The sequence below is a fragment of the Halomonas sp. genome (assembly GCF_052095695.1).
GTDB lineage: Bacteria > Pseudomonadota > Gammaproteobacteria > Pseudomonadales > Halomonadaceae > Vreelandella.
Genome location: NZ_JBQDLQ010000051.1, coordinates 1 through 25,257, shown reverse-complemented (window position 1 = coordinate 25,257; position 25,257 = coordinate 1). Strand labels below are relative to the sequence as shown.

At 54.6% G+C, this 25,257-nt stretch carries 26 protein-coding genes; 12 read left to right on the top strand and 14 right to left on the bottom strand.

Annotation, left to right across the window (positions count from 1 at the left end):
• Positions 1 to 41: 41 nt before the first annotated feature.
• The 3 genes from ACTH5D_RS11475 to ACTH5D_RS11465 all read right to left on the bottom strand — a co-directional run bounded on the left by ACTH5D_RS11475 (position 42) and on the right by ACTH5D_RS11465 (position 3,025).
• Positions 42 to 479 carry a tripartite tricarboxylate transporter TctB family protein gene (locus ACTH5D_RS11475; RefSeq protein WP_441671330.1) on the bottom strand — a complete coding sequence of 146 codons (438 nt, stop codon included), beginning with the start codon at positions 477 to 479 and terminating at the stop codon, positions 42 to 44.
• A gap of 105 nt (positions 480 to 584) precedes the next feature.
• On the bottom strand, positions 585 to 1,550 hold the full coding sequence (locus tag ACTH5D_RS11470; RefSeq protein ID WP_441671328.1) for a Bug family tripartite tricarboxylate transporter substrate binding protein: 966 nt from the start codon (positions 1,548 to 1,550) through the stop codon (positions 585 to 587).
• 77 nt (positions 1,551 to 1,627) lie between these two features.
• Positions 1,628 to 3,025, bottom strand: coding sequence for a flagellar biosynthesis protein FlgA (locus tag ACTH5D_RS11465; protein ID WP_441671326.1), 1,398 nt, complete (start codon positions 3,023 to 3,025; stop codon positions 1,628 to 1,630).
• 246 nt (positions 3,026 to 3,271) lie between these two features.
• On the opposite strand from ACTH5D_RS11465, the gene ACTH5D_RS11460 reads away from it, so the two are divergent.
• From ACTH5D_RS11460 to ACTH5D_RS11450, 3 genes are all read left to right on the top strand, one after another.
• The gene (locus tag ACTH5D_RS11460; RefSeq protein ID WP_441671324.1) at positions 3,272 to 3,976 is read left to right on the top strand and encodes a GntR family transcriptional regulator; all 705 of its coding nucleotides are present in this window, start codon (positions 3,272 to 3,274) and stop codon (positions 3,974 to 3,976) included.
• Between the two features lie 64 nt (positions 3,977 to 4,040).
• Complete coding sequence (locus tag ACTH5D_RS11455; RefSeq protein WP_441671322.1) at positions 4,041 to 4,946, top strand: cation diffusion facilitator family transporter; 906 nt, start codon at positions 4,041 to 4,043, stop codon at positions 4,944 to 4,946.
• A gap of 81 nt (positions 4,947 to 5,027) precedes the next feature.
• Positions 5,028 to 5,357, top strand: coding sequence for an MliC family protein (locus ACTH5D_RS11450; protein WP_441671320.1), 330 nt, complete (start codon positions 5,028 to 5,030; stop codon positions 5,355 to 5,357).
• Between the two features lie 47 nt (positions 5,358 to 5,404).
• Here the strand turns inward: ACTH5D_RS11450 and ACTH5D_RS11445 are convergent, their stop codons facing one another.
• Genes ACTH5D_RS11445 through ACTH5D_RS11435 form a run of 3 tightly spaced genes read right to left on the bottom strand, consistent with a single transcriptional unit; the run spans position 5,405 to position 7,669 of the window.
• Positions 5,405 to 6,778, bottom strand: coding sequence for an aminotransferase-like domain-containing protein (locus ACTH5D_RS11445; protein ID WP_441671318.1), 1,374 nt, complete (start codon positions 6,776 to 6,778; stop codon positions 5,405 to 5,407).
• A gap of 49 nt (positions 6,779 to 6,827) precedes the next feature.
• Positions 6,828 to 7,370 carry a hypothetical protein gene (locus tag ACTH5D_RS11440; protein WP_441671316.1) on the bottom strand — a complete coding sequence of 181 codons (543 nt, stop codon included), beginning with the start codon at positions 7,368 to 7,370 and terminating at the stop codon, positions 6,828 to 6,830.
• A complete protein-coding gene (locus ACTH5D_RS11435) occupies positions 7,370 to 7,669 on the bottom strand; it encodes a type II toxin-antitoxin system TacA family antitoxin (protein ID WP_441671314.1) in 300 nt (99 codons plus the stop codon). Before ACTH5D_RS11435 ends, ACTH5D_RS11440 begins: the two co-directional genes overlap by 1 nt.
• A 516-nt stretch (positions 7,670 to 8,185) precedes the next feature.
• Between ACTH5D_RS11435 and ACTH5D_RS11430 the strand changes: the two genes are divergently transcribed.
• Genes ACTH5D_RS11430 through ACTH5D_RS11420 form a run of 3 tightly spaced genes read left to right on the top strand, consistent with a single transcriptional unit; the run spans position 8,186 to position 11,100 of the window.
• Positions 8,186 to 8,419 carry a hypothetical protein gene (locus tag ACTH5D_RS11430; RefSeq protein WP_441671312.1) on the top strand — a complete coding sequence of 78 codons (234 nt, stop codon included), beginning with the start codon at positions 8,186 to 8,188 and terminating at the stop codon, positions 8,417 to 8,419.
• 2 nt (positions 8,420 to 8,421) lie between these two features.
• A complete protein-coding gene (locus ACTH5D_RS11425) occupies positions 8,422 to 9,783 on the top strand; it encodes a tripartite tricarboxylate transporter permease (protein ID WP_441671310.1) in 1,362 nt (453 codons plus the stop codon).
• A 57-nt stretch (positions 9,784 to 9,840) separates the two neighbouring features.
• A complete protein-coding gene (locus tag ACTH5D_RS11420; RefSeq protein WP_441671308.1) occupies positions 9,841 to 11,100 on the top strand; it encodes a hydroxymethylglutaryl-CoA reductase, degradative in 1,260 nt (419 codons plus the stop codon).
• A gap of 61 nt (positions 11,101 to 11,161) precedes the next feature.
• On the opposite strand, the gene ACTH5D_RS11415 is transcribed toward ACTH5D_RS11420, so the two are convergent.
• Positions 11,162 to 11,542: a YbaN family protein gene (locus tag ACTH5D_RS11415; RefSeq protein WP_441671306.1), complete on the bottom strand. Its 381-nt coding sequence runs from the start codon at positions 11,540 to 11,542 to the stop codon at positions 11,162 to 11,164.
• Between the two features lie 106 nt (positions 11,543 to 11,648).
• On the opposite strand from ACTH5D_RS11415, the gene ACTH5D_RS11410 reads away from it, so the two are divergent.
• Complete coding sequence (locus ACTH5D_RS11410; protein ID WP_441671304.1) at positions 11,649 to 11,969, top strand: hypothetical protein; 321 nt, start codon at positions 11,649 to 11,651, stop codon at positions 11,967 to 11,969.
• Positions 11,966 to 12,160 carry an antitoxin VbhA family protein gene (locus ACTH5D_RS11405; protein WP_441671302.1) on the top strand — a complete coding sequence of 65 codons (195 nt, stop codon included), beginning with the start codon at positions 11,966 to 11,968 and terminating at the stop codon, positions 12,158 to 12,160. The genes ACTH5D_RS11410 and ACTH5D_RS11405 overlap by 4 nt, the downstream gene beginning before the upstream one ends.
• A gap of 176 nt (positions 12,161 to 12,336) precedes the next feature.
• On the opposite strand, the gene ACTH5D_RS11400 is transcribed toward ACTH5D_RS11405, so the two are convergent.
• A complete protein-coding gene (locus ACTH5D_RS11400) occupies positions 12,337 to 12,495 on the bottom strand; it encodes a hypothetical protein (protein ID WP_441671300.1) in 159 nt (52 codons plus the stop codon).
• Between the two features lie 2 nt (positions 12,496 to 12,497).
• Positions 12,498 to 13,148 (bottom strand): recombinase family protein, encoded by a 651-nt coding sequence (locus tag ACTH5D_RS11395; protein WP_441671298.1) that lies wholly within the window; start codon positions 13,146 to 13,148, stop codon positions 12,498 to 12,500.
• Positions 13,149 to 13,368: 220 nt separating this feature from the next.
• Between ACTH5D_RS11395 and ACTH5D_RS11390 the strand changes: the two genes are divergently transcribed.
• The 3 genes from ACTH5D_RS11390 to ACTH5D_RS11380 all read left to right on the top strand — a co-directional run bounded on the left by ACTH5D_RS11390 (position 13,369) and on the right by ACTH5D_RS11380 (position 14,309).
• Positions 13,369 to 13,569, top strand: coding sequence for a type II toxin-antitoxin system VapB family antitoxin (locus tag ACTH5D_RS11390; protein ID WP_441671296.1), 201 nt, complete (start codon positions 13,369 to 13,371; stop codon positions 13,567 to 13,569).
• Positions 13,566 to 13,946, top strand: coding sequence for a type II toxin-antitoxin system VapC family toxin (locus ACTH5D_RS11385; protein ID WP_441671294.1), 381 nt, complete (start codon positions 13,566 to 13,568; stop codon positions 13,944 to 13,946). The genes ACTH5D_RS11390 and ACTH5D_RS11385 overlap by 4 nt, the downstream gene beginning before the upstream one ends.
• 189 nt (positions 13,947 to 14,135) lie before the next feature.
• Positions 14,136 to 14,309, top strand: a complete 174-nt coding sequence (locus tag ACTH5D_RS11380) for a type II toxin-antitoxin system RelE/ParE family toxin (protein WP_441671332.1) — start codon at positions 14,136 to 14,138, stop codon at positions 14,307 to 14,309.
• A 194-nt stretch (positions 14,310 to 14,503) separates the two neighbouring features.
• Here the strand turns inward: ACTH5D_RS11380 and ACTH5D_RS11375 are convergent, their stop codons facing one another.
• Both ACTH5D_RS11375 and ACTH5D_RS11370 read right to left on the bottom strand, forming a co-directional pair.
• Positions 14,504 to 15,820 (bottom strand): short-chain fatty acid transporter, encoded by a 1,317-nt coding sequence (locus ACTH5D_RS11375; RefSeq protein ID WP_441671292.1) that lies wholly within the window; start codon positions 15,818 to 15,820, stop codon positions 14,504 to 14,506.
• A gap of 109 nt (positions 15,821 to 15,929) precedes the next feature.
• Positions 15,930 to 19,328 carry a molybdopterin-dependent oxidoreductase gene (locus ACTH5D_RS11370; protein ID WP_441671290.1) on the bottom strand — a complete coding sequence of 1,133 codons (3,399 nt, stop codon included), beginning with the start codon at positions 19,326 to 19,328 and terminating at the stop codon, positions 15,930 to 15,932.
• A gap of 121 nt (positions 19,329 to 19,449) precedes the next feature.
• Between ACTH5D_RS11370 and ACTH5D_RS11365 the strand changes: the two genes are divergently transcribed.
• On the top strand, positions 19,450 to 20,124 hold the full coding sequence (locus tag ACTH5D_RS11365) for a GntR family transcriptional regulator (RefSeq protein ID WP_441671288.1): 675 nt from the start codon (positions 19,450 to 19,452) through the stop codon (positions 20,122 to 20,124).
• Between the two features lie 208 nt (positions 20,125 to 20,332).
• Here the strand turns inward: ACTH5D_RS11365 and ACTH5D_RS11360 are convergent, their stop codons facing one another.
• The 3 genes from ACTH5D_RS11360 to ACTH5D_RS11350 are packed head-to-tail and all read right to left on the bottom strand — an operon-like array spanning position 20,333 to position 24,848.
• A complete protein-coding gene (locus tag ACTH5D_RS11360) occupies positions 20,333 to 21,697 on the bottom strand; it encodes a TolC family outer membrane protein (RefSeq protein ID WP_441671286.1) in 1,365 nt (454 codons plus the stop codon).
• Positions 21,694 to 23,064 carry an HlyD family type I secretion periplasmic adaptor subunit gene (locus tag ACTH5D_RS11355; protein ID WP_441671284.1) on the bottom strand — a complete coding sequence of 457 codons (1,371 nt, stop codon included), beginning with the start codon at positions 23,062 to 23,064 and terminating at the stop codon, positions 21,694 to 21,696. Before ACTH5D_RS11355 ends, ACTH5D_RS11360 begins: the two co-directional genes overlap by 4 nt.
• Positions 23,061 to 24,848: a type I secretion system permease/ATPase gene (locus ACTH5D_RS11350; RefSeq protein WP_441671282.1), complete on the bottom strand. Its 1,788-nt coding sequence runs from the start codon at positions 24,846 to 24,848 to the stop codon at positions 23,061 to 23,063. Before ACTH5D_RS11350 ends, ACTH5D_RS11355 begins: the two co-directional genes overlap by 4 nt.
• Positions 24,849 to 25,257: the final 409 nt, after the last annotated feature.

Genomic DNA, 25,257 nt, shown 5'->3' with positions numbered 1-25,257 from the left:
ATATATATGAAGGCATTCACTCACTCACAGAGCAAGGGTGTTCAGATAGCGACCGTGATGAGAATCGTGCGCCAGGAACGCGCCCCAAGCAGCAGCGTACCGACCAGCGTGAACGCGAGGCTGGCGAGTAAAAAGCCCACCAGACTGATCAGCCACGTGTAGATAAGGGTGGCGGCAATCAGCCACCAGTGCCGGGTGGACGCTAGTGTGAAGCGTTGTAAGACAGCAACGTTGCGCTGGGTAGTGGCGTTTGCTTCTGGTTCATCGCCATAAGTGATGCCTCGTCGCACATCACGCCACGTCATTAATAGCAGCGCGCTACCCAACCCAAAAAGTGCAATTAATAGGGCTAGTGGCCACACACGAGGGCCGATAAAGGTAGAAACGTCCGCGGAGCTGGGGAACTGTAGTGTGGGTATCAAGCTGGCGAGTGCCAGTAACACCACAGCGAATGCGAAGAGAGTAATCCTGGCATGCATGATAAACCCCGAAGGGAACGTGGTAGGGCCAGCTTGATCAGACAAGCCCTAGCCGATGAGTATTGAAAGACAGGCAAACCAGTTGCCCGCCTTCACCTGATATGCTTATTGTTCATTGCTTAGCAGCCGCGAATAGAGTTCGTAATTATTTTCAAGCCGCTGGCGATATTCGTCGCTGCCCATCCAGCCTTCCCGGTAAGTCAGGTTCACCTGCTCAGCGTAGGTCTGATACTCCTCAGAGTCGTAGACTTCCTTAAACGCACCTTCTAAACGCTGTAGAACCAGTTCAGGCGTATCTGCATGAACAAAAATTGCCCGGTCGTTGCCGTCGGTCAGGTCCCACTCGTATTCCACGGTGGTAGGTATATCCGGATAGTCGGTTAAGCGCTCATCGCTGAATATCAGGATTGGCATCATTTGGCCCGCTTCTATATAGCTCAGCAGCGGGCTGAGTGACGTGGTGGTGGCATCGATGTTGTTGCCCAGAACATTTGCCGTGGCGTTGCCGGTACTGTCGTAGGGAATGAAGTTCATCTCCAGGCCGGAGGCATCGCGTAGCGAAAGAAACGCGACATGGTCAGGGCTGGCGGTGTGTGTGCCGCCTATGGTGACTTTGCCTGGATTTTCCTTGGCATACGCCAGGAAAGACTCAAAATCAGGGTAACGTTCTGGATTGACGAACAGCGCCATCACATCGGACTGCATCCGTGCTACAGGGGTGAGTTGATCCAGGCCAATCGGATTCTGCCCCGCTGCTAATGACGTCACAAGAGTCGTGGAGGCGAAATCAAGGGTATGGCCATCTGGTGCGCCGGTGGCGGTACGCTGGTGAGCCAACGCGCCAGAGGCGGAGGGTAGGTTAATCACCGTAATGCGTGCGCCGCCCAAGGTTTCTTCAAACATAGGGCGAACCAGGCGAGCAAAGTTATCCGTGCCGCCACCTGCACCTGCCGCTACCAGAAACTGGATAGGCTGGGTGGGGTAGTCAGTAGCATCGCTGGCGCTAATGGTAGTGGCGAGGCTAACCATTGCGACGCTGAGTGTTGCTATTTTGAGAGTGTGCTTAAGCATGATATTTCTCCTAACTGATTGTTATTGCTTTTTATTCCCGCGAGGGAGGTTTAAGTGAGCGTGCTGTCGACGAGCGTTTATGGAACCAAGGCATCTTGTTGAAATAGCTGGTCCTGCTTTTCGCGTAGCTGCTTTAATGTTGAGTTGGGCAGAGCCACATCCGCTAAGGTAATCGGTTGATTGGCAGCAATATCGCGAATTACTTCGGCGCCGGGCAGCAGGTAAAAAGGCACTTTTGCATCTGGTGCCAACGCCGCGGCGGGATGAAGCTCCGGACGCAACCCTTCGATATGTCGGTGGTGGCCGCGCATCTCAAGGCGTTGCCCTGACGTGATGGGCTGTGTGGCCCGTGCCGTTAGGTCAAATTGGGGAGTAGTGGCGTGCCCACCGCCGGATGTCTGGCCATGGATGACCACATCCAGCAATGAAATCGGTGCTTCCAGGCCAAGCAGGTGGCGGGGCAGGTAAATCATGGCGCTTTGTTCATTACGGCTGAGCACATGTCCTTTATCCCGCAGCAGGGTCCACACATGCGGGTCTTCACAACGCACCACTACAAACACGCCTCCTGCAAAGCTCAATTCATCCGGGCGGCGTAAGCAGTTAAATACTTCCAGGCGCTCAAGGCCCTGTAATACCCCGCCTTGTGCTTTAAGATCCAGCAGTGTGGGAACTTCTGCCGTGCGCAGTACCATGGCGTGAAACTCTGGGCGGTCTGGGCGTAACCCCGTGGCGTTAGCCACGTTAACCATTTCACATAGGTCGGGCACCGAAATTTGCGGGATCGCAGCAAGTAGCTTGCTACGCGCTTCCACCACATCGCGCTCGCTGCCTGCCGGTAACTCCCAAAGTTCACTCAAACCAGGGGCGGCAAACGCAGTACCGTTGCAGGTAACGGTGCTATTGGCCTCATCCCAGATAAAGTCATATTCGCTGCTTTTGCCTGCGGCAATAATCTCAAAGCCAAGGGTTTTGGCCCAGGTAAGCAGGCCGATCAGCAGGCTAGGTTGGTCACCATCCAACGGTGTAAACAGCCGTCCCTGTTGATAGGCCAAGCGGGTAAGGTAGGGGCCAACCACCGATTCGGTCTCTTTCGTGGCAATACCTACGTGCTTACCTGCAAGTAGGGCGGCTTCTGCATAGCGTGCACCCACATCTGGTATGCCAGTAGATTCGACCAAAATGTCGAAGGGCAGCGTTTTGATCGTTTCGAAGGTGTCCGTAGCAATAAAAAGGCCCTGTTTCCAAGCTTCTAGAGCATCGTCTTTAGAATGGCATACCATTATTTGAGTATCAGGAATGCCCGCATAACGTAGCGCTTCGGCCGCTTTATCCGCGTTAATATCGATGGCGATACGTGCCGATAGCTTTTTCATTTGCCGCGCCTGATGTAATACCCCACGCCCAAAGTCGCCAGCACCCGCAATGCAGGCCTCAGCCACCTTGTTTGTTTCAAAATGCTGTAAGTAGTTCATGAGGTGCGAGTATTCCTTTTACTGGACGGTCTGCTACGGCGGACACGTATTTCTGTGAGTGTATTATCGTAGCCAGTGGCGCAATGGTTATGTGTGTAAAATGTAGTGGTATACCATTTTGAAGATCAATCGTTCAGGGTTGATACTTTAGTATCGGGTTGGCATTATTTTTATTTATCTAACTGATAAGTATATATTTAAAAAATGGCTAACTGAGCTGTATTCGTTTGAAAGGATTTTTTTGGTATGCCATTCTTGGCATTCGTTTACTATGTGAATACATCAATGGAAGAAGTCACCCAACCCAGCCAGCCCGGTTTGGTAGAGAAAGTTGCGAACTACTTGCGTGAACACATCGTGATGGACCACTTTCAGCCGGGCCAACGCTTGCCTGAGCGGACGTTGGCGGTCGAGCTTCAAGTATCGCGTACCCCGTTACGGGAGGCGCTGAAAATTCTGGCTGCGGAAGGGTTGGTGGTCATATCACCAAACCGGGGGGCCGTGGTGGCGGAAGTAAGCCCTGCCGATATGAAAGAGAAAGCGTATGTGTTAAGCGTGTTGGAACAAGCCGCCGCAGAGCTTACCTGTGCCAATGCAAGTGACAGTGATATCGCGGAGTTACAGGCGCTTCACTATGAAATGAAGGCCTCCTTCCTAAGGCGCGATCGGCAAAACTACTTCCGCTTAAACCAGGATATCCACAACCGGATTGTGGCGCTTTCAGGCAATGCCACGCTGATTGATATGCACGCCAACTTGAGCCGCCAGCTCTATCGCGTTCGTTATCTGTCAAATCAAAAAACTGAAAAGTGGGCAACGGCGATGGAAGAGCACGAAGCCATTATGGCTGCGCTGGAAGCCCGAGATGGTGAGCGTGTCGGCGAAGAGCTACGCAATCACCTGGGTAAAACGTGGATTAAGTACGCCAATGGGGATATTAAACAGTGCTGATAGCATCGCTCTTTTAAAATGGTTTGGCTACGATAGAGAGTCAGCTTTCAAAAAGAGATAGACCATGACGGCCACCCTTGAGCAGCGTGCTCTGAAGATATCTATTCTGGTAACCCTGGGCGTCTCTATCCTGGGGATTGTCTTCGGTCTCTTATCCGGTTCGCGTTCCGTTCTCTTCGATGGCGTCTTTTCCACCATTGATGCCGCCATGTCGGGGCTGGCGCTGGTGGTCGCACGTTTGGTGGTGCGTGAAGCCAGCCAACGCTTCCAGCATGGCTATTGGCACCTTGAACCGCTGGTAGCGGGCCTGAATGGCAGTATTTTGCTGCTGCTGTGTTTTTACGCGTTCTTGAATGCTGTGCAGGGGCTAATGGATGGTGGTCATGAACTCGCTTTTGGTATCGCTATTCTTTATGCCATCGTGGTAACTGCGGTATGTACTGCTATGGCGTTGTATCAACGGAAACTGAATCGCCAGGTTGGTTCGGAACTGGTGCGCATTGATATGCATGGCTGGGTGATGGCTGCATCGATTACCGCTGTACTGCTGCTGGCCTTTGCTGTTGCGTGGGTGATGGAAAGAACCAGCTATGTCTACCTCACGCCTTATGTAGACTCCTTCCTACTAGCGGTACTGACACTCTGCTTGCTCCCCGTACCTATCGGTATTGTGCGGCGTGCGCTGCGGGATATTTTTCTTATCGCCCCCAGCGCTTTGGACAGCGAGGTCCATGCAGCAATGGTACCTGTGATGCAGCGAGAGGGTGTGCTTTCCTACACCAGCCATGTGGCTAAAAGCGGGCGTGGTTATTTCATTGAGATCCATATTGTGACATCGCCTGATTTTGCCAGTGAGGAAGGTGTTGCGGAGCTGGATGATATTCGTGGGCAGATCTCCCAGGGAATCTCCGTAGCCCCCGAGCTCTGCTGGTTTACCGTTGCATTCACGGCTGATGTCCACTGGGCCTAACGTTCGTTCGCGCAATAACATGGTTTGGATCATACTGATAAGGTAAATCGACCTAACAACTCACGCATGGATGATAATGCGATGAAATATTCTTACCTGCGCTTGGCTAGCGTGCTGGTTTCATTACTACTGGTAGGCTGTACCACGGCTTCTAAACACAGTAATGACTCACAGGATAATTATCCTCAGGCTGACTATCGTTGTGATGATGGTACTGAGTTCACTGTTATGTTCGATCAGCAGGATGATGTCGCGCTAGTCATGATTGATGGCGACACACTACGCTTGGAGAGCCAGCGCCCCGCTTCTGGTATGTGGTATGCCACACCAACGCATGAGTTTCGCGGAAAGGGCGATGAAGCCACTTGGACGGTAGGGCGTCGCGTGCCCTCTGAGTGTAAAGCAATCTAGAAAGCAATCTAGGCTGTTAACGGCGCGCTTAAGGGTAAGCGGGATATTTACTCACTAAGCTCTTTGCCGATGAAGTCTAAAAAACGGTGATCATTGGCATGAGCAATATTAATGCGCATTGAGTTGGCGTCGGTACTGTCGGGGCGCAGTGAGAAAATAGCTCCTGGCGCGATAAAAATGCCTGTTTCCGAGGCACGTTTAGCCAACTCAGTAGTGTTGATATGGGGAGGCAGTTTGGCCCATAAATAGTAGCCGCCGCCTGGTCCAATCACATCATTGACGCCTATTTGATCCAATACTCTTATTGCTGTAGCACCGGCTTTAGCCACTCGATCGCGCAGTTGCGCGAGGTGGCGGCGGTATCGGCCTCTGGCTAGCAGATCATGCACTATCATCTCATTGAAGGTCGAGGAGTTAACTACAGTGAGCATTTTGATATCCACCAACGCACGAATGATTGAGCGGTTGCCTGCCACATAGCCACAGCGCAAGCCAGTAGAGAGTGTTTTGGAAAAAGTGCCTACGTAAATCACCCTTTCTAATCCATCAAGCGCTGCTAGGTGAGCGCTGCCTTTAGGCAGAATGTCTGCGAAAACGTCATCTTCCACCAGGGTGACACCATAATGTTCGGCAAGCTTTAAAAGCCGATGCATATTGCTAAGTGACATGGTGCTGCCGGTAGGGTTGTGGGCATTAGACTGTAAGAAGAAGAGCCGGGGGCGGTACTGCTTAGCTTTTCGCTCGAATTCTTCTAAATCGGGGCCATCGGTCGTGCGTGGAACGCCCACTAATTTTGCTTTAGCCAAGCGCAACTTTCCAAATAAGGGGTAATAGCCCGGCGTTTCAACCAGAACGCTTTCTCCTGCGCCAACGAAGTGGCGAATAATTAAGTCAAAGGCGTGATTAGCACCAAAGGTCATCATGATTTGATCAGGTGAAGCGTGGATAGAGCGCCCGGCTAACGCCAACGCTAAACGCTCGCGCAATGGGGAGTAGCCTTGAGGCACGCCGTATTCAACATCGTTGATTTCATTGAATAAATCCGTCCGCCGCCTGATTGAACGCGTTAATTCAGTGCCGCACATCCAGCTAGCCGGAGCCCTGCCATCGCCTACGCGCACCGCAAAGTTCTCTACTAGCTGCTCACGCAGTAGTGACACGCTGTCAACGGCCTCTGAAAGATCGTTAGCAGGCTCGTCGATAGGCGATGGCAAGGGGCGTGACACAAAAAAGCCAGCACCCTGACGGGCGTTTAGATGGCCAAGTGCAACCAACTGATCATAAGCATCAATAACGGTGTTTTTCGATACGCCAAACTGCTGGGCTGCTTCGCGGATGGAAGCGACACGTGTACCCGGTGACAGACGTCCTTCGTCGATGGCTTTTAGAAGAGCGTTAGCGACCTGGCTAGCTTTTGACATGAACGACTCTCAATGAAGGCTGAACTGTACCTGTTATTTGATGGGTCCCTCAAGGCTCCTGCAACTGCGCGACGGTGGCCATGGGTATGTACATTCTCAGTGGGTCCGAGGCCAGGGCCTGGAAGCCAAACCCTTCATACAATCGCTGCCGACGAGCTACGGTTTCCGGGTTGCCACAATCCAGGATGTCGAGCAGCGCCACCGCTGTTCCCACTCGATGCGAGGCAAGATGGGTACCCTTGAGCGCATCGGCAAGGAGGAGCCCTCCTATCCCATACCCTTGGGCAGCCTGAGCGACACCCATCATGCCAATGAACGCGGCGGGGATACTGCCGCCAGGCAGTGCATATCGCCGGTAGCGATTGGGAAGATTCCCATAGTCCACGCTATGAGCGTTGATGGAATAGAAGCCGAGGATCTCCTCGGGGTTCTGGTGGGGATTTACCATCACGAACATTCTCGCTGTACCCCCTTTCAGCAGCTTGCCGGCAGTCTTCAGCAGAAAGTTATCGACTTGTTCAACCCCAGACGAAAAAGCTGCTTGATCATGCCTGTCCGTATCGAGCGGCTTGATGACAACATTTTCCAACATCAACGCTTCATCACCCTCTCCTGGTGTTTAGTGAAGGCAGCGCGCAGCTTTTCGGACGGTGCTGGTGGAGTTTCCAGGGCCTCGAAGAAGGCTTGGTGATCCTCGGGCGTGAGCCGTGTTACTTCGTGTGCCTGGATGGTGGCCACCGCACGCTCGTATGCTGCTGAAAGGGCGAATGCCGACATATCCTGGCCACTCAGTGCGGCAGCACGCTCGATGGTCTGCTTGATACGTGGCGGCGCACGGAAGCTCAGCCGCTCGGATGCCGGTTCTTTCGTAATATCAGTAAGAGCTAACATGGTAGCCTCCTAAACCCACTGCGACCTGTCATGGATGTATGGTACATGTGTAGTATATGAAACGTACGCCTTATAGGCGTACATTGCAAGGATGAAAAGTATGCTGTGCTTGTATGCACACGAAATCGACCAGCTTAGCTAGCTGGGCAGGTCGACTGCTTGAGGATTTCGGCTCAACAGAGCGTTAGCGACCTGGCTAGCTTTTGACATGAACGACTCTCAATGAAGGCTGAACTGTACCTGTTATTTGATGGGTACAGTAATTCGTGCAATTTGCACTGCTGTACCTTACTTAGCGTCTTGTCTTTTCACAAGCTAGGAAACCTCTGATTAACTATTACGCTTGACCATACGGTGTTAAAAATCGCCTCAAAATGCTCATTTACATCCCGTAAATTCTGCTTTTTCGTTGATTTTTGCCTTGTCTGGCCTGCGCTCATCGCGTTAAGCAGAGGCTCCTTAGGTTCAGCCTACTTGGGTATAAAACACAAATAATGATCTCTGCGGAGAATGGGCATGCCACATAAAACAACTGCTTACTTAACTGTTTGGGACGATACGGTGACAGGTAAAGACCTGTTAACCGCCCTAATGATTTCTACCCCGCTCACGCTTGGTGGTTTCATTCTTACCCCATGGGCAGATCCAATGCCTTTAATCGTGGGCTTATCGGGTGCGTTGTTGGGGTTTGCTGTCAATACGGTTTATTTACGCCCGAAGCGCCATCTCGACACGGATGAGGAGGCGTAACCATGGATGCGATATTACTTTTGCAGATGTTACTGGCCGCCTTAATTGGTGTTGTGGTGTATACCGCCATCGGAGTAGCGCCGGGTACCGATGAAACGGCGGTACTTGCACCGGTTACGCTGGCCCTGGTTGTGGCAGGCGTTCCTCTCCCTGTGGTGCTGGCTTTCTTTATGGCCGCCATCGTGGCTAAGAAACTGACGGATTCGATACCCGTTTCGGTCGCGGGGATACCGGGAGGGGTGATGTCGGCCCCTATGGTCGAGCATGCAATGATACTGAAGCGTGAAGGGCACGCTACCTTGGCAATTCGCAAAATGGCGTCGGGCTCGGTGATTGGCACACTTGTTGCCATACCCGTGAGCCTGCTATTGGCTTTCCTGCTGACACCACTGGCGGATGTGTTAAGCCAGTATGCCAGCCAGATATTTTTTGTTGGTGCGATATTCTTAGCGCTGATGAGCCGTGCAAAAGTGATCAGCTTGATCAGTATTGTCATCTTGGCAGCACTGGTACAGGCACTACGCCACTTCTACTGGGGGATGGGAGTTATCCCTGAAGGCCAGGTTGTGTTCATCTCGTTTTTCCTGGGTATCACGATAGGTCCGATGATCTTCAATTTGGCCCAGTTAACCGTGAATGAAGAACGGCGCAAAATGGCGACCAGTGAACCTAAAACAATCAAAATCTACGCTGCTGATGAAGGCGATGATACGAGCCGCTGTCCCAACCCCTTCCGTATTTTGACCCGTCAGGAAACTGTTTCGGCAGCCGCTAGTTCGGTATTGGGGGCGGTCACCTTCTTTATGAGCCCGGTAGGGATCACCATCTTTTTGGGCGAGGTGATGTCGAGCTGGGTGAAAGGTACGGTAGAGAAAGCCAGCCGTGCGCTTTCCTCAATGGATGCGGTGACTAATGCCGCCTATATCGCCGGCATTCTGATACCACTTGCAGCGTTGGGTATACCGATGAGCCCCATGGCAATTGGCCCGGGTAACGCTTTCTTCAACGCCCCGCCGGTGCTTACGTTGGAACAGAACGCTCATCACCTGATGAGTTTTGGTGAAATCGCGGTTGCCAGCATTTTGGGTGCTGGTGTGGCGCTGTTGATGACTTACCCTATTGCCGTTCGTTATGCCCGGCGTATCTGTGTGTTTGTTTTCCGTCGTATTCCTCACGAGGCCTTCCTGGCGATGTTCTTCTCGCTGGTCGTGCTGCTGGCATTTATGGACGCAGGTGTGATGGGCATTCTGGGCGTCGCGGTGTTAGCGCTTGTCGCGGGGCTATTAAACCGCTGGGGCGTAAATTATGGGGTGCAGTTTATGACGCTTTATGCCGCGCCTTGGCTAATGGGCTGGCTAGCCTGAGCACTTAATTTTTATGTAGCGCTGTAACAATAGTTTATGCAAATTTAGGTAACAGTTATGACGACAAGTACATCGCGGATTCCGGGGTTTTACCAACGCTCACCACGCGAGCGGCTGCGTAAAGTGGCCGCTTTAAGCGGCTTGGATGCTGCTGGGGAAGCCCATTTGGCTGATACTGGTAACCTGGCAGCAGAAACAGCCGATAGCATGATAGAGAATGTTATTGGCACCTTAAACATACCGATTGGGGTCGCCACTAATTTAATCATTGACGGTGAAGAGCCGCTGGTTCCCATGGCGACGGAAGAGTCGTCCGTCGTGGCTGCTGTGTGTAATGCAGCACGCCAGTGTCGCGACTCGGGCGGCTTTTATACGGACACATCAGCGCCCGTGATTATTGCTCAGGTGCAGTTGGTAGGCGTCGCGAACCCTGATTTTGCTCGGCTGCGTATATTAGAAGCCCGCGACGAGATTAAGCGTATTTGTGACGCTACCGACCCAGTGCTGTTAGAGCACGGCGGTGGTTTCCAGGATGTAGAAGTGCGCGTGCTTGAGGATATGGTCATTGTGCATCTACTGGTGGATGTGCGCGATGCCATGGGGGCAAATGCAGTGAATTCGATGGCGGAAGCGGTAGCGCCGTCGTTAGCAGAGTGGTCGGGAGGAGAGAGCCGTCTGCGAATTTTATCTAATCTGGCGGACCGTCGTTTAGCAAGAGTCAGAGCGACCTGGCATCTTGATCAAATAGGCGGGGAGTCGGTTCGGGATGGAATATTGGCGGCTTACCGTTTCGCGGACTTAGACCCCTATCGGGCGGCTACCCATAATAAAGGAGTGATGAACGGGGTCAGTGCGGTGGTGCTGGCTACGGGTAATGACACCCGCGCGGTAGAAGCGGGTGCCCATACCTATGCCGCACGTACCGGGCGTTATCGGTCGCTTACCCATTGGGAGGCGGATCGTGACGGCAGCCTAACGGGCACACTTGAAATGCCGATGCCTGTGGGGCTGATCGGTGGTGCCACGCGAGCGCATCCTACCGCACGCCGGTGTCTTGAAGTTTTAGGGGTGAACAGCGCTGATCGATTAGCGCGTATCATCGTTGCCGTTGGGCTGGCGCAGAATTTTGCAGCGTTAAAAGCGTTAGCCACAACCGGTATTCAAAAAGGCCATATGGCGCTTCACGCTAAAAATATCGCCCTGATGGCAGGAGCCGAAGGAGCCGAAGTTGCCCAGGTAGCCGAAGCGCTTGTAACGCTGGGTAACGTGCGCGTAGATATAGCGCAGGCTGAGTTAGCGAAGCTTCGGTCTACATAACGCATGAGCCGCATGGCCTGAAAATGCCGCGTAGCCTGATCACCTCTTACTCAGTAACCCCTTACTTATGAGAAGAAGAGGACGGCTCTGGCCGGGTAGCCAGCCACAGGGCAATCAGCATCAGTAGGGCGATCACTGCCCCGCTTAACCAGCCAGGCCCGAGTGACCAAGCGGTGATTATCGCACTCAACGCTATCGTGCAAACGGCAAAAATCTTAGCGCGCTTGGGTATGGCGCGCTCTTGTTCCCAGTTCACCAGAAGAGGGCCGACATAGTGGCGGGAGCGAATCCAAACCTCGAAACGCGGCGAGCCTCTGGAGGCGCAGTAAACCGCCATCAGCATAAACACGGTGGTAGGCAGCAGGGGGAGAAAAATACCTAGCACTCCGATACTAAAACTTAGCCCTGCCAAGCCTACCCAAAGAATACGTATCAGCGTCATCTAGTCACTTCCTATGGGCCTTATCACTGTACTTAAGTTATAAACGGCTGTGAATGGAAATTACCTCATTATAGTAGTGAATGTTAGTGAGATCGTTGGAGATGGTATGGCATTGTTATTTCCTGAAGAAGCCGCCGCGTTTTTAACGCATATGGAGCGCTATCAATATCAACTGGAAGGCGCAATTGGCTGCTCTATTAACGTCCATTCAGGTCGATCTTGTGCGCTGGCCTGTTTCTCCCTCTGTGAATTTAAAACAATGGTGGACAAAGATGCGTCCTGGGGTCCAAAAGTTGTTGATTGGGTCATGCAAACACAAAAAGCGGGCGCAGATGAAGCTGGTCTCGTGATTCCCCATTCGACAAGGAAAGAGCGTCAAAGAGTTGCTGACCGATTATGTTGCCCAGCTAAGGAACAAAGTAGATGAGTAAGAACGCAAATACTCATATCACCGATGAGGAAAAGCAGCGCCGCCAGGAGGCTGTAAACTACGCCCGCGCCTCCGTGGGCCTGGAAGGCTTCAAACTCAGCGAAGCCGACGAGGCGCACGCGCAACGGTACATCAACGGCGAAATTGACCTGGCCGAGTTCGTGAAGGTGCGGAATGGATCAGCCTGAAAGCGGCAAACCGCAGAACTGAAGAACTGACGCGCTAGCGCTTGTCGGGCACACCGCGAGACGCACGCCGGCCGAGCCGGGCGCACGTCTCGCGCTGAGCCTCAGAGCAAAACAGGGCATTTGTATTAACATCAATGTTAATTTAACACTGATGCTAATACAAATCCTGAAGGGGACTAGAAGAATAGCCACTGCACGATGACGAGTCCGAGGATGCCCAGGGCGAGCAGCATCAGCAGCACTTGCAGATAGGCCAAGATTCGGCCGAGAAAGAAGATCGAACGGATGATGCCTTTCGCGGTGCCTACAATCAGGGCGTCGAGCGCGTCGAACATGCTCAGCCTCCCGCCGCTACAGAACGCGCGCGCGGCGCATCATACTGGGCGCTTGAGCCCTGCCACATACCCTTTTTTAAAGCTCGATAGAGTGTCGCCCGATGCACGCCTAGCAGCTCGGCCGTTTCGTTCGCTGTGCGGCCCTCGGACAGCAATTCACGGGCATGCTCGACCTGGCCGGGGGTGAGAGCATGGCGGCGGCCAAATTGCACGCCACGCCGCTTTGCCGCTTTGCGTCCGTTGCGGGTTCGCTCCACGATCAGACTGCGCTCGAACTCGGCAATGCCCGCGAATACAGTTAGCACCATCCGGCCAGCCGGGCTGGTGGTGTCGGCCCAAGGCTCGGCCAGACTGCGCAAGCCAACGCCAGCAGCTTCCAACCGCTCTGCAATGTTCAACAGGTCGCGGGTGCTGCGCGCGAGGCGATCCAGGCGCGTCACTGTCACCACGTCGCCGGGGCGCAAATGATCGAGCATCCGTTCCAGCTCTGGGCGCTTCGCATGAGCGCCCGTCACTTTCTCGGCAAATATTCGGGAGCAACCGGCCGCGTTCAGCTCGTCGCGCTGGTTCCGTAGGTCCTGGTCGCCGGTTGAGACCCTGGCGTAGCCGATCAGCAGCCGGCCGGTTTCAAGATCGAGCGTTCTGTCTCTCATAATCCTGCGCCCCGCTGTTGCAAAATATGTCGCATATATTTAACTATTTGCGACTGACTTTTGCGACACATCAAAGTCACACAATATGGCCGATTCCGGCCATGTTGCATAATTTAGGATTTTTGCATCACCGCAAGAAAGTTTCTGCGCGGAGCCGCTTGCGCCTGACTCAAAAGTGATGCACAATGGCATCACATTTTATGTCATGGAGCGCAAGGCGATGCGAACGACGATTTCGGTTGACGATAAGCTATATGAAGAGGCGTTGGCCTATGCCGGTGATGACGTCTCTTCGCCCGCCGACCTGGTGCGCGAGGCGATCAAGACATACGTGCAGGTGCAGGCAGGCAAGCGCCTGGCCGCCCTCGGCGGCAGCGCGCCGCAAATGCCGGATATCCCCCGGCGCGGGGAGCCTGCATGAGCATCTTGCCTGACACCAGCGTATGGGTGGCCCATTTCCGCGAAAGAAATGGCCACTTGTCTTGGCTGCTGGAAACGGCGCAGGCCTTGAGCCATCCCTTTATTGTCGCAGAGCTGGCTTGCGGCACACCGCCTGCTCCCCGCGACGTGACGTTGCGTGCCATCGACCTCTTGCCGCGATGCCGGCAGGCGAGCTTGTCGGAAGTGGTCGATCTAATCGAGCGGGAACGGCTCTATGGCCAGGGCTGTGGCTTGATCGACATTTGCCTGCTGGTGTCAGTGCTGCTCACACCCGAGGGCAAGCTGTGGACACTCGATAAGCGCCTAGATGCGATGGCAGAACGATTTGGCGTGGCCTACCGCGCCGGCCTGCATTGAGCCTTTCTTTTGCGGCGCTCACGAAATCGCCGCATGGTCTCTCGCCTCTTGGCCCTTATCCGCGCGGCAAATTCGGGATCGGCGGCCATTTTGGCCCTTTGCTCCACCGTGCGCGCGCCCGTACTCGCGGTTCTGTCGGCGTATCCGGTCGCGTTTTCAAACCTCTGAACATACCGGGCCGGGGTTAAGATTCTCGCCCACCAGCCGCATGTCGGCCGGCCCGTCGAGGATCTAGAACCGGAGTTTCGTGAGTGGCTAATCGACTTCGGCAATAGCGGCTATGCCGCCTTGTATCGTTTCGATGGCGAAAACATCGCGATTCTGGCGGTGAGGCATCAAAGAGAAGCGGGTTACAAAGAATAGGACGAACCCAGGCAAGGGATTGCCACCAACACCATACTTCGGGCCTTTTACATGTATCCAGGTCGACGACTTGGTTGGCATCAAACGCTTGATCTGGACGCCGCCGGTGGATTGAGTCTTGGCGGACCGCCTGCTCGGCGGTGAACGTGTGCATGCAAATTTTCTGAACCGCCTGTTCGGCAGATCAACCGACATTAGATTATCAACAATGCGGCTGCAATGGCGATGCCTGTCGTACCCATCATGATAACGCAGAAACCCATGATATCACGCGCCTTGAGCCCGGCAATTGCCAGTACGGGCAACGCCCAGAACGGTTGAATCAGGTTGGTCCAAGCATCGCCCCAGACAAAAGCGATGACAACGTCCGAAATATCCGCGTTCAGCGACTGGGCCGCTTCGACGAGAATTGGCCCTTGAACCGCCCATTGCCCACCTCCTGAAGGTATAAAGATATTTAACACACCCGCTGAGAGAAAACTGACGAACGGCAATGTACTAGCCGTCGAAATGCTGGTAAATCCCTGCGCCAGGCTAGCCCCCAGGCCCGAGGCACCCATCATGCCCATAATTCCGGCATAGAAAGGAAACTGGATCAACACACCCGAAACACCACGCGCAGCTTCATCAATTGACGAGAGAAAACTGCGAGGACTGGCATGCAGCGCCAGGCCCAGAAAGATAAGTATAAAAATGATGATGTTAAGATTGAGCCCGCCGCCATTCATGGCATACACGGAAACCGAAGCAAAACCCAGCGCCGCACTGGCCCAGGCGAGCGTCTTGGAGCGCTCTATGCGCTCGGCCGGACGCAGTGTCTCCGACGGGCTGTCCTTGATGTCTTCATCCTTGAGCTTGTCGATCTCGACGGTCACTGGCTTGTTGATACCGCGCATCAACAAACGGCATGTTAAGGGCAACACGATGAGGATCGCGGCACAGATACTTAGGTTGAGCACTCCGAAGATCGTTTCTCTGGTAGGGATCAACCCCACCTGGTCCTCCAGAAAATGCCCCGGCGTAGCGACAAGTAGCGTTGCTGATCCCGACAGCCCGGCATGAAAACTCATGAACCCGGCGTAGGCACTGGCCACCAAGAGCCGATAGTCGACACCCTCGACACGCCGTGCCAGTTCACGAGCCAATATGGCGCCGGCCACCAGGCCCATGCCCCAGTTGATCCAGCAAATGACAAGCGTAGTGAAGCTCACTGTCAAAATGGCACGCCCCGGTGTTTTCGCCACGTTAGCGACGCGATCGACCAAGCCCATGAACAAGGGAGTACGTGCTACGGTGAAGCCGGCAACGAGGATGAGGGTCATCTGCATCGCAAAGCTCAGCAGATTCCAGAATCCATCCTGCCAATAGCCAAGCATCGCGACCGCTCCTTGCCCTTGGAAAACCATTCCGGCTACGAACACGATTAATGTAATGAAAAGCACCAAGATCAGCGGATCAGGCATGTATCGATCAAACGCGTTAACGAAACCGCCGGTAAATGTCTTGAGCATGCTGCGCTCTTCACCGGGCTTCAACTCTTGAACGCTCTCTCCCCCCCTTTGAGCCACTATGGGATCTGGTCTTTGATTGGACATGACACTTACCTCTGTTGAATTTGTTCTATATGGCTATTGTTACTCGCGTCAGCGGCACCGCCTGACAGGTTAGGCACTGATTTTCTTCTGGTTCGCGGCCACCCAGATGCGCGACCTCTCCGTCGACAAGTTTGCAAATGCAGCTCTCGCATTGGCCAACGCGACAACCGCTAGGCAGCGCGAAGCCATGCTCAAGGGCGGCGTCGAGTAGCGAACCCAATTCTGGTCGCCACTCAAAGCTGCGCCCGGTTCCTCTGATGTGAACCACTTGTGGCTGTAAATCGATGGACACAGATTTAGGTGAGGTAAAGACCTCAGACCAGATATCGTACGGCGGAATACCGAGCTCACTCATTGCATGCATTGCACTTTCTGTAAAACTGGGAGATCCACAGATGTAGACAAGAGGCCTACTTGGTAAAAGCGGTGTTACGGCCGTAAAATCCACACGGCCATGTACCGCATAATCCTTGCCTGCCGCATCGCTCGGCAGAGGAGCAGAAAATGCCGTGATACGATGCACCCTGGGCAGCTCCTCGCAAAGTTCGTTCAACCTCTCTGAAAGGGGGTGCTCGACACCACTTCGACACCCGTGCAGCAGCATGATATCGGCTTTGCATCCCTCGACGGCAAGGCGCTCCAAGACACTAATGAACGGAGTGATGCCAATGCCTGCCGCAAGAAAGATGAGGGGACGGTCGCTATAAGTGGGTGGAGTGAAAATACCTGTTGGATTTTTAAGCTGTAGGTGATTTCCCACAGATAATCCGTGAATGGCAGCCGAGAGCGATTTTCCTTCACGCGCATCGAACTCTGTACCTTGGCAACGGACGGCAATTGACAGTTTGCTGGATGGCAGCCCGGATCCAAGCAAGGAATAGCAACGGACGGGGCCGCCTTCGGCAATACGAGTAACAACATGCTGTCCTGGAAGGAACTCTGGCAACGCCTTGCCGTCCAGTGGCGTCAGCTTAAGAGCGACAATATCACTTCCTTCGACCTGCACGCGTGTGACGGTAAAATCGCGCCAACCATTCCAGCGTCCAATATTCCTGATCGGATGAGGGCTGATGTCACAAAGCACGGCGCGTAATGGGACAGACCCACTGACAGGGTCACGTGATGTGTCGCTCAGCACAGCATTGATATTGCTAGTATTGTGTCCGAACACAGGTGACGAGCTACGGTTGAGGGCAAGTGAAGCCTGCCACCAGCCGAAGTCGGCTATGACCACACGATTATCCAGCGACTCGTTCAGCGTCACCCGTAGTGCAGCCTTGCCGTAAGAGGTTGTGACATAAGCCCAGTCCCCTTCGAAGAGTCCGCGAGAGCGTGCCAGTGCCGCGCTGATTTCCATTGTTGGGTCAGGTGATTTTTTTCGTAGAGAGGAGATATGTCGGTGCGAGGTATGCACGAACCAGCCAGACTTTGCGGTAGTCAACGTAAGAGGAAAGTTTGTCCCTTCACGCCTCCCACGTAACGGACTCTCTTCCGGCTCAATATGGCAGGCAATGGCAGGATAGCTAATATCCAACAATTGTTCCGAATAAAGCTCGACCAGACCCGAGCTGGTGGGAAAGCCTTTGAGCCGAACATTTCCATCGGGAAGGGAATATTTCTTCATTGGGTTTTGTTGTTGAAACCGGCTTCCGCCAGGCAATTTTTTTAATTCGTCGACCGTCACACCCAACGGAGCAAGCTGCCAGTTCCAACCCGCCTCGATACTGCCGCCAAAGAAATCATCTTCATGTCCCAAGCGGCAGGCAAGCTCGAAAACGATTTCGTAGTCGGCACGTGCGTCGAACTCACATTCGACCATTTTGGGACGAAACTGGATGGTCTCTACTGCGGCCTGATCGATTTCAAAGCCTATCTTTAGTGCATCGCGCTCGGGTGGAAGATTTACCGGGAGAATGATATCCGCACATTCCGCTGTCGGATTCATGAAAACATCCGCATGAACATGAAAGTCCAGTGCGTTCAGTGCTATCATGTTGCGCTCTGCATCGGCCTGCGATACCACCAAATTGGTTCCGAAGCTTACCAATGCCTTGACTCGGTAAGGCTGATGCTCAATGGCAGCCTGACTAAAATCACGGGCGGTGACCCAGCCCCGGGACGGCGGGCCAAGCGGAAGTTCGGAAAGGCCAAGTGTCTTTTCCTTCTGCCCTTTTGGTAGAAGTGATAGTTGATTGACGGCACGCGTAGGTGGTGGAGTGGGCCATATATTACCACCTGGTAGATCGTACGCGCCTGTCAGGGCATATAAGCTAGCGATGGTACGTTCAATAGCCGTAGCATTGGTATGCTGCCCGACACCTGTCCACGAATGGTAAGCCAGTTTGGGACCACCTTCTAGCAAGGTATAGAAGTGTATGAGATCGGTCTCGCCTACCCAACTGACTTCAGCTACATGTGCTGTGGTGTATGGTTCGGCAGACTCCCTCAATAGTGAGAAAACCGTTCTGGCAGAAAACTCTGTGCCACTCCGATCAATCAATCGAATCTCATGATCGAGCATGAGATTATCAGTCACTGTATCGGCGGCTCTGGGGTCGAAGCTTTGCGGCTTTCCGCTCCCATCGACAACTACAAAACCAGGAAGCTCAGTTCCTTCCCAGAGATCTTCCTGACGCACAAGGCGGCCTGTTTCAAGGTTTACTAGCAGGCATGCGTTCGTCCATCGGCGGACAAACGCGTTGTTATAAGTTTTCGTTGAGATCAGATGGCGTATGGCACCCATAGCGAGTGCCGAATCGGCGCCCGGCCGAACTCGCAGCCATAGATCAGCTTGCTGTCCAGATCCATTTGGCTTGGGATCAATGACCACAACATTTGCGCCGCGGCTGCGAGCGTCAGCAATTCGACTCGCCTGCGCAAGCCAGGTTCTCGCAGGGTTATGGCCCCAAAGAAGGATAACGTCGGCATTTTCATAGTCAGCGAAGCCGATACCACGCCCAAAAGTCAGTTCATGTGCATAATCCTTGTGCCACCCACATACCTCGACGGCGTAGATTAGATTGGGGGATCCGAAGCATCGGACAAAGCGTTCGACCCATTCGAAACTATCCACCATCGGCGTCCCGCTCGGTGTCGTAATGGCGAATGCCACTGTTTCAGCGCCATCCTCCTCTCTGATGGAAGCCAACGTGGTAGCGACTTCATCTAGCGCCTCTTCCCAACTAATTTCCTTCCATTGGGGATTAGGGGCTCCCTTGGGTGAGATTCGCCGGAGAGGAGACCTTAGACGTTCGGGACTGTGAACCATCTCGGGCAAGGCGCGCCCCTTTGCACAGAGCGCACCACCGGTTGGGTGGTCGCGAAGGGGTTCGACAGATAGGACACGCTTGCCAGCCACGACCGTCTCCGACCCACAACGTGAACGACAAAGGGTGCAGTATCCTTTTAGCCGCTGCTCTGTCACGATGTACCTCCGCAATAAATGCTTTACTGTAGTGCACTACTATAATGCGTCCACGGGCTGGACTTGTCAACCGCAAGGCAATATCATGATGAGAGTGGTCAGAAACTAAGTGATCAATGCGATGCAAGAGAACCTTCGTGAGCGTATCCTCAAGCAGCTGAGGTCGGAGATCATTTCGGGAGAAAGCCCTCCTGGCACTCTTTACTCCGTTCCTGCGCTGTCGGCCGAGCTTAACGTTTCGACGACGCCGGTGCGTGAGGCGTTGCTTGAATTGGCAAATACCGGCTTGGTAGAGCCAGTCCGCAACAGAGGGTTTCGGGTATCACGACCTACCAAGAAACAGCTACATGACCTCTTCGATATGCGCGATTTATTAGAGCTTCAAGCTGCCAAGCTGATGATGGACAATGCGTCGTGTGATACTGAGATGCTCAGGGAATATGCTCGCGAGATTGAGCAAGCCGTGAACGATGATGATGTGCGTGCTTACCTCATCGCTGACCGTTCCTTTCACGATGCCTTGTTTGCAGCCTCCGGCAACGAATTGTTAGCACAGACGGCACTAGCTTTTCGGGACAGGATGCGCCTCTTCGGGATTCGATCAGGTGCCGGGATAGATCGGCAACGTGAGTCCGTCGAGGAACATTACCGCATTATTGACCTCATTGAGGCTGGCGAGAAAGATGAGCTGCTCAAGCTCTTGCATTATCACATTCGTAGCTGGGAACCGATTTTCGCCGCAGCCCTAGAAAAAGATGCCCTTCGCCATCGAAAGAAAAGAACCTTGGACAGCTAGTCATGTCTTGGAAAGTGAATGAACGGGGATTGGCCCTCAGAGGCTGAGGGCGTATGGGCGGGGCCTTGCTAGACGGCTGGCTTGCCTGTGGGATTAATCCTTCAGCCGTTCATGTAGTGGACCCATTTCCACCGCTTCCGTAGGCTTGTCTCAACGACGCCCTGGCTCCTGGGCTCACCCCATGCCACACACGACACCTAACCCCAACCTAACTGCCGAAGGCTCCCGCCACCCGTTCGATATCGCCGCCATTGAGCACGCCCGCCTGCCAGCGTAGCGTTAACCAAGCCAATAGATAATCATAGCGGGAACGGGAAAGGTCGCGTAGTGCCTCGAAACGTTCGCGTTCGGCGTTCAGCACATCCAAATTGGTTCGTTCGCCGCCAAGGATGCTTCTCCGCGTGGCTTCCACGCGTTCTGTGGCGGCGGTTACGGTCTGCTGATAAGCCTCTATTCTCCGTTGGCTGCTGCGGGTTAAACGGTATTGGCGCTCAACGTCATTGAGTAGTTCTACTGTCGCTGCATCCAACTCATGGCGTGTCTGTTCATACGTACTGCCTGCCTGACGGCTGGCAGCGACTACCCGGCCACCTGAATAGAGCGGTAAATTGACCTCAACGCCTATGCTGTCGGTGTCGTAACGCTGCCCAATCATGTTTTCTGAATTGGAGTCGGATATCTGGCTTCGCGCATACAACTGCACGCTCGGCAGGTGCCCGGCGCGCTGCTGATTCAGTTGGTGCCGGGCGGCTTCCAGCAGGCTGCGCTGGGCGGCCAGTTCAGGGTTATGGGCCAGCGTGTGTTCGTGCCACTGTTCCAGTGATAACACTGGGTTTGCTTGGGTAGTGTGTAGATTGCGGGCGAGCAGGTCGGCCTGCAATGGGGCGAGCGAAGCGGATGGGACACGTGTGCCGGTCAGAGCGCGCAGCGCATTCTGGGCATCACTCAAACGGTCTTCAGCTTCAATCAGTTGGGCTTCCACCAAGCGTGATTGAGCGGCAATCTCTAACTGATCGGTACGGGTGCCTTCGCCATAGTCGATAAAGCGTTGGCTGCGCTCATCTTCTGCTTGCAGGGCACGCAGATGGGCTTTAGCCAGTTTGATATCGTCGTTCGCGTAAAGTACCTCGGTATAGGCTTGTAGAACCTGAACGGCTAACGCCTGACGGGCGCGTTCAAGCGTTAACTCAGCGGCTTCGGCCTGGGCCTTGCCTGCTTGATACTGAGCGAACGCCGCAGCGTTCAGCAAGGGTTGCGTTAGCGTGAAGGCAGAGGAGTAACTGGTGTAATTCATATCGTTCGTGGTCGTGCCGCGTGGTGTTTCCTGCTGCACTTCCGACCAGTTGTTGGCCCGAGAGTAGCGATAGCTGAGCGAGGGCAGTAAAGCAGAGCGCCCCAGCGCCCGCTCCTGTTGCCCGGCTGCGCTTTCACTCTGCGCGGCCAGCCAGCCCGGGTCGTGCTGTTTGGCCAGTTCATAGGCTTCCCGGAAATCCAGTGCAAACGCGCTGAAAGGCCAGCAGAAGCAGGTGATCAGCAGCCAGGTGCGGTATCGCAATGATGCAGCGCGAATCATGCATCCCCCCAGGCCGTGCGGGCGCGGTCCAGCAGTGGCTTAAACAGATAGTTGAGCAGCGTGCGCTCGCCGGTGCGTACAAACGCTTCGACCGGCATGCCCGCCTTGAGCGGTTGATTACCCAATGGGGCGAGATCATCGGCAGCCACCTCGACATACAGTCGGTAATACGGCAGCCCCGTCTGCTCATTGGTCAACCGGTCGGCGGAAACCTGGCTGACAACCCCTGGTATACGTGGTGTGCTGCTACGTTCGAAAGCGGTAAACGCAAGTTCTACCGGCAGGCCCGAATGGACCTGGTCAATCTGTTCAACGGGTAACTGCCCCTCCACCAATAAGGGTTCGCCCAGGGGCACAATTTCCATCAGCAGCGCGCCGGGTTGAACGACGCCACCTTCGGTATGTTGCGTCAGGCCCACCACCGTTCCCGAGCGGGGAGCACGTATTTGAGCGTGAGCCAAATCGAATTCGGTGCTGGCCAGTTGGGCGGTCAGTTGCTGGGTACGCAAACGCGCTTGGGCGAGGAGATCCTGCACGTCACGCTGATACTCTTCATTGCGCTGGGTGTGCCGTAACTGCAACTCAGCTACCTGTTGCCGTGTTTGCTGTAGTGTGCCGATGGCTGAAGCAATATCACCTTGCAGCTGTGCGTAGCTGCTTTCAATCTCCAGCAGCCGGTTGCGAGGAATATAGCCGTCGGTCGCCAGTTCGCGCAGGTTGTTGCGCTGCTCTCCCAGCACTGACAACTGCATGCGCTGCTGAGCCAGTGAGGATTCAAGCCCCGCCGTCCTTGCTCGCTGCCCATCCAGGTTGGCTTCGATACCTGAGAGTTCGGCCGCCAACGCATTGCGCCGGCTGGTGAACAACTGGCGCTGCAACGCCAGCAGCGTGTCGATTTCCACATCGCCACTGTTAGCGAGTTCAGCCGGTGTGATAAAGGTGTCCTGGTGGTCGCGTTCAGCTTCCAGCCGGGCGGTTTCGGCCAGTGACGATGCCCGCTGTAAACGCAGCGCGTCTGTTTCATGTTGCAGGCGCGTTGTATCGAGGCCGATAAGCGGCTGGCCCTCTTCCACTTGATCCCCCTCACGCACCCAAAGTCGCTCAACAATACCGCCGGTTGGGTGTTCGACTGCTTGGCGATTACCTGAGACCACCACCGTTGCAGGGACTGCCACCCCATTATCCAATGGTGCCCAGGCCGCCCAAGCCAAGAACAGCAGCAACCCGACCAGTAGCAACCAGCCACCCAAATGCAGCGGTTTGCGTTTGCGCTGCATGGCCAGTGATTGCCAGTCTGGGGGAGACGGGGCTGTTTGCGAAGAATTAGCAGGGGAGGGTGTAGCCTGGGAGAGCTGGCGAAGCGTCATGCGCGCTGCTCCTGACGATTGATGGAAACGTTACCGTAGGTGTAAGCACTTTGTGCATAAGGACTGGCTATTGGGGCATTGGCGGAAGCCGTTGATTGGCGGGCAGCGTTCAGGGCGTGCAGGATCTCTTCAGTGGGCCCGAACTTTTGCATCCGTCCCTCTCGTAGTACCAGCAGATGCGAGGTCGCCTTAAGTACCTGCGGGCGGTGGGTAATCAGCACAACGGTGACATTTCGTTCGCGTAGCTGCTGTAGTGCTTGCAGCAGCGCTTGCTCGCCTGTCTCGTCCAGATTAGCGTTAGGCTCGTCCAATACAATCAAAGCAGGGGGGCCGTAGAGTGCTCTGGCCAAGGCAATACGCTGGCGCTGCCCGCCAGAAAGGCCGAGGCCGTTGTCGCCCAAACGCGTGTCATAGCCCTGGGGCAAGGCCAGAATCAGTTCGTGAACCCCGGCAGTTTTGGCGGCTTCGACAACCTGTTCGGGGTCTGGCTCGCTAAAACGGGCGATATTCTCAGCTACGCTTCCCGCAAAGAGTTCGACATCCTGCGGTAAATAGCCGATATGCGGCCCCAGCAGCGCTTTGTCCCAACGCTGGATATCCGCGCCATCCAGCCGCACGGTGCCTACTTTGGGTGTCCAAACCCCTACCAGCAACTTTGCCAGGGTAGATTTACCAGACCCTGAAGGGCCGATGACGCCTAGAATATTGCCCGGTTCCAACGCGAAGCCCACCTGAACCAGCGTAGGTGTTTTACCGCCGGGCGGCATGGCGCTCAAGGGCTCCACGTTAAGCTTGCCCTGCGGAGCAGGGAGATCCATGCCCCGCTGGCGGGCCGGGTGAGCGGTTAGCAGGTTACCCAAGCGCTGGTAAGCCAGCCGTGTCGAGGTCCATTGCCGCCAAGCGTTGATCACCTGATCAATAGGGCTGAGTGCACGGCCCATTAAAATAGACCCGGCGATCATTGTGCCGGGGCTTATCTGACCGCCAATAGCCAACCAGGCGCCTAACCCCAGCACCAATGACTGCAAGGCAATACGCAGGCTCTTGGAAATAGCGGTTACCAGGGCGGTACGCTCGCTGGCCAGCCCCTGTAGCGCAATGAAGCCCGCATGCAGCCGCGCCCAGCGCTGGGTGAAGGTGGAGAGCATGCCCATCGACTCAATGGTGTCGGCGTGGTGCAATTGCGTTTCTGCCATGGCATTTGCCTGTACGGAAAGCTTGCCCGCTTCACGTAGCGGCGGCTGGGAAAGCCGCTCGTTGAGCCATGCCAGGCCGATCAGCACGACAGCACCCACCAGCGCCAGGCAACCAATCCACGGGTGGAACATAAACATCACCAACAAATACAGCGGAAACCAGGGCGCATCGAAGAACGCAAACACCGCATTGCCGGTGATAAATTGGCGTAGTGCATCGAGGTCGCGGGTGGCTTGCCCGGCCTGGGCCGCCTGGCCGCTCAGCCCACGCTCGAAGGCTGCTCCATAAATACGCGCCCCCAACTGCTCATCGAAGCGTTCCCCAATATGGATGACCGCCAGGCTGCGTACGTACTCAAGGGCTCCCATCAGCGCCAGCAGGCCCAGGGCCATGCCCGTTAACAGCAGTAGCGTGGTGGTATTACCGGAAGCCAGCACGCGATCGTAAACCTGGAGCATGTAAAGCGGCGGCACCAGCATCAGCAGATTGATAACTGCACTGAATAGCCCTACCGAGCGCAGCGCGCCGCGATAGCGGCCGAGCGCCCGATAGATTTCATTTTCGGGCTGGCGTTGGGAAGGGGTCATTGGGTATGTCCCTGAAAGTAGACGTAACAAAGAACCCCCTGATTGACTATTGCGCTTGGTAATGCGGCGTTGAAATTAACCTCAACATGCTCATTTACGCGTTGTAAACTCCGCTTTCTCGGATAATTTCGCCTTGCCTAACCTGCGCTCATAACGTCAATCAAGGGCTTCTACGCAACGAATCGCCATGGCAATTCGTCTCAAATCCGTTCTCTCATTGATGTTCTGGTCACGTCATTGCTTGACATCACGCCGAATCCGGCGAAAATGCCGAGGCACCGCGCCAGGGCACAAAGCCCGAGGCGCGGTGTTCAAACGTTGCGGCAAGGGGCTTCCCCTTGCCTTTTTTATTGGTTTTTTAGGCTATTTGCATTCTAGGGTTGGAATTCGCCCATTCTGACCCTGGATT

Bases quoted from the DNA above. Each gene is read 5' to 3' on its own strand.
- ACTH5D_RS11475 (WP_441671330.1), bottom strand. From the start codon at position 479: ATGCATGCCAGGATTACTCTCTTCGCATTCGCTGTGGTGTTACTGGCA.
- ACTH5D_RS11470 (WP_441671328.1), bottom strand. From the start codon at position 1,550: ATGCTTAAGCACACTCTCAAAATAGCAACACTCAGCGTCGCAATGGTT.
- ACTH5D_RS11465 (WP_441671326.1), bottom strand. From the start codon at position 3,025: ATGAACTACTTACAGCATTTTGAAACAAACAAGGTGGCTGAGGCCTGC.
- ACTH5D_RS11460 (WP_441671324.1), top strand. From the start codon at position 3,272: ATGCCATTCTTGGCATTCGTTTACTATGTGAATACATCAATGGAAGAA.
- ACTH5D_RS11455 (WP_441671322.1), top strand. From the start codon at position 4,041: ATGACGGCCACCCTTGAGCAGCGTGCTCTGAAGATATCTATTCTGGTA.
- ACTH5D_RS11450 (WP_441671320.1), top strand. From the start codon at position 5,028: ATGAAATATTCTTACCTGCGCTTGGCTAGCGTGCTGGTTTCATTACTA.
- ACTH5D_RS11445 (WP_441671318.1), bottom strand. From the start codon at position 6,778: ATGTCAAAAGCTAGCCAGGTCGCTAACGCTCTTCTAAAAGCCATCGAC.
- ACTH5D_RS11440 (WP_441671316.1), bottom strand. From the start codon at position 7,370: ATGTTGGAAAATGTTGTCATCAAGCCGCTCGATACGGACAGGCATGAT.
- ACTH5D_RS11435 (WP_441671314.1), bottom strand. From the start codon at position 7,669: ATGTTAGCTCTTACTGATATTACGAAAGAACCGGCATCCGAGCGGCTG.
- ACTH5D_RS11430 (WP_441671312.1), top strand. From the start codon at position 8,186: ATGCCACATAAAACAACTGCTTACTTAACTGTTTGGGACGATACGGTG.
- ACTH5D_RS11425 (WP_441671310.1), top strand. From the start codon at position 8,422: ATGGATGCGATATTACTTTTGCAGATGTTACTGGCCGCCTTAATTGGT.
- ACTH5D_RS11420 (WP_441671308.1), top strand. From the start codon at position 9,841: ATGACGACAAGTACATCGCGGATTCCGGGGTTTTACCAACGCTCACCA.
- ACTH5D_RS11415 (WP_441671306.1), bottom strand. From the start codon at position 11,542: ATGACGCTGATACGTATTCTTTGGGTAGGCTTGGCAGGGCTAAGTTTT.
- ACTH5D_RS11410 (WP_441671304.1), top strand. From the start codon at position 11,649: ATGGCATTGTTATTTCCTGAAGAAGCCGCCGCGTTTTTAACGCATATG.
- ACTH5D_RS11405 (WP_441671302.1), top strand. From the start codon at position 11,966: ATGAGTAAGAACGCAAATACTCATATCACCGATGAGGAAAAGCAGCGC.
- ACTH5D_RS11400 (WP_441671300.1), bottom strand. From the start codon at position 12,495: ATGTTCGACGCGCTCGACGCCCTGATTGTAGGCACCGCGAAAGGCATC.
- ACTH5D_RS11395 (WP_441671298.1), bottom strand. From the start codon at position 13,148: ATGAGAGACAGAACGCTCGATCTTGAAACCGGCCGGCTGCTGATCGGC.
- ACTH5D_RS11390 (WP_441671296.1), top strand. From the start codon at position 13,369: ATGCGAACGACGATTTCGGTTGACGATAAGCTATATGAAGAGGCGTTG.
- ACTH5D_RS11385 (WP_441671294.1), top strand. From the start codon at position 13,566: ATGAGCATCTTGCCTGACACCAGCGTATGGGTGGCCCATTTCCGCGAA.
- ACTH5D_RS11375 (WP_441671292.1), bottom strand. From the start codon at position 15,820: ATGCTCAAGACATTTACCGGCGGTTTCGTTAACGCGTTTGATCGATAC.
- ACTH5D_RS11365 (WP_441671288.1), top strand. From the start codon at position 19,450: ATGCAAGAGAACCTTCGTGAGCGTATCCTCAAGCAGCTGAGGTCGGAG.
- ACTH5D_RS11360 (WP_441671286.1), bottom strand. From the start codon at position 21,697: ATGATTCGCGCTGCATCATTGCGATACCGCACCTGGCTGCTGATCACC.
- ACTH5D_RS11355 (WP_441671284.1), bottom strand. From the start codon at position 23,064: ATGACGCTTCGCCAGCTCTCCCAGGCTACACCCTCCCCTGCTAATTCT.
- ACTH5D_RS11350 (WP_441671282.1), bottom strand. From the start codon at position 24,848: ATGACCCCTTCCCAACGCCAGCCCGAAAATGAAATCTATCGGGCGCTC.